Source organism: Mangrovibacterium sp., assembly GCF_059905295.1.
The window spans coordinates 1-2,063 of sequence record NZ_JBZQJF010000328.1; the positions used below are offsets into that span (position 1 = coordinate 1).

The 2,063-nt window shown below is 46.2% G+C and carries 2 protein-coding genes; both read left to right on the plus strand.

Annotated features, from left to right (window positions below; all coding sequences use genetic code 11):
- Nucleotides 1-509: 509 nt before the first annotated feature.
- Nucleotides 510-1,610 carry a DegT/DnrJ/EryC1/StrS family aminotransferase gene (locus AC37HE_RS16465; protein ID WP_500784134.1) on the plus strand — a complete coding sequence of 367 codons (1,101 nt, stop codon included), beginning with the start codon at nucleotides 510-512 and terminating at the stop codon, nucleotides 1,608-1,610.
- A partial coding sequence (locus tag AC37HE_RS16470) for an acyltransferase (protein WP_500784136.1) occupies nucleotides 1,600-2,063 on the plus strand: 464 nt, incomplete at its 3' end. The genes AC37HE_RS16465 and AC37HE_RS16470, both read left to right, overlap by 11 nt.

Genomic DNA, 2,063 nt, shown 5'->3' on the forward strand with positions numbered 1-2,063 from the left:
AATAGCCGAGAGATGGCTATCCAGTTCGGCCAATTCTTCGGCCGAAAATGATACTGAAATTAAATTCTCTAATGCCATATGATTTCTGTTTTTTTGATTAGTACTGATGCATAAGTGATTTTTAGTGCAAGGCCTGCTGCTATAAAAAGAATACTTAACAAAAGTAAAGCAAATACAATTATGATTCTCAGAAATTATATATACATCATCTTAACAAACCGGGTACATCACTTCCAGAAGTTGAGGTAAAAAGAGGGGCGATCTCGTTGAAATGAGGAACCGGACAATCAGGCGTAAAGTATTGGGTTGTTTCACAAGTTACTATAAACATAAAAAGAATGCAAGTCGGGTTGAAAGCAAAAGCCACTCCCCATCGGACTTATTCTCCCCAAAAACAAACCCAACAAACAGTCCTCTGCCGAACAAACTTAGCATCCAAAGATTAATCAGATCAAAGGCAGCCATCTTTCGCGAATTCCCTTATTTTTGTAAACTTATTTGTTGATAGCATGGAATTCTGCGATCTAAAAAAACAATACAACGCTTATCGCCCCGAGATTGACGAAGCTATTCAGTCAGTTATTCAGGATACAGCTTTTATTAATGGAAATGAGATTAGCTTGCTGGAGCAAGAGCTAGCCGCCTATGTTGGTGTAAAGCATGCCATCAGTTGCAGCTCGGGTACCGATGCCCTGTTGCTGGCACTCATGGCACTCGACCTTCAACCCGGCGAGGAGGTGATCTGCCCGGCTTTTAGCTTTATTGCGACAGCCAGCATGATCCGCTTTCTGGGAGCAATACCGGTTTTTGTCGATGTTTCGGCAGTCGATTTCAATATTGACATTGAAAAGATAGAAGCCAAAATAACACCACGCACCAAGGCCATTCTGCCTGTTTCACTCTATGGCCAATGCCCCGATTTCGATGCGATCAATGCCCTTGCTGAAAAGTATGGATTATGGGTGATCGAAGATGGAGCCCAGTCGTTTGGGGCAACTTATCAGGGCCGCAAATCGGGTTCGCTTTGCCAGTTGGGAACGACCAGCTTCTTCCCGGCCAAGCCATTGGGATGCTATGGCGATGGCGGTGCTGTTTTTACCGACAATACCGAGCTGGCTGAAAAAATTCGCGTACTGCGCAACCACGGACAGATCAAGCGCTATCACCATAAAATGATTGGCATAAACGGCCGCATGGATACGATCCAGGCAGCCATACTGCGGGTAAAGTTAGGTCATTTCGATCAGGAAGTGGCAGCCCGCCAACATTGGGCCAACCGCTATCGCGAACTACTAAAAGGCAAGCTGATGCTTCCCGAGGTTTGCGAAAACAGAACGAGCGTTTGGGCACAATTCACCATTGGCCTGGGCGATCGCGATGGCATGAAAAAGCACCTGGCTGAAAAAGGAATCCCAACAGCAGTTCACTATCCGATACCTCTTCCCTACCAGGAAGCTTTTGGTGGAGTCGTGAACCCCGACGAACGTTTCGAAGTATCGGAGCTGTTATCAGAAACAGTTCTTTCTTTGCCTATGCATGCTTTCCTGAACGAAGAAGATGTGCAATTTATATGCGAATCCGTAAACGAGTATATCAATCATGAGTCCTGACTATTACATACACCCCACAGCTATCGTCGACGACGGTGCACAAATTGGAAACGGAACTAAAGTGTGGCACTTTTGCCATGTGATGAGCGGCGCGCAAATTGGCAACAACTGTGTGCTGGGCCAAAATGTGTACGTAGGTGGCAAAGCGGTGATTGGCCATGGCGTTAAAATACAGAATAACGTCAGTGTTTACGACTCGGTAATCCTGGAGGACGATGTATTTTGCGGTCCCAGCTGCGTGTTTACGAATGTAGTTAATCCGCGCTCGTTTGTTGTTCGCAAAAACGAATACCGGGAAACCCGGGTTAAAAAAGGAGCTTCAATTGGTGCCAATGCCACTCTGGTTTGCGGCGTTACCGTTGGCGAATATGCCTTTATTGGCGCAGGGGCAGTGGTCACCAAAGATGTAAAGCCCTACGCCCTTATGGTAGGCGTTCCGGCCAAACAAAAAGG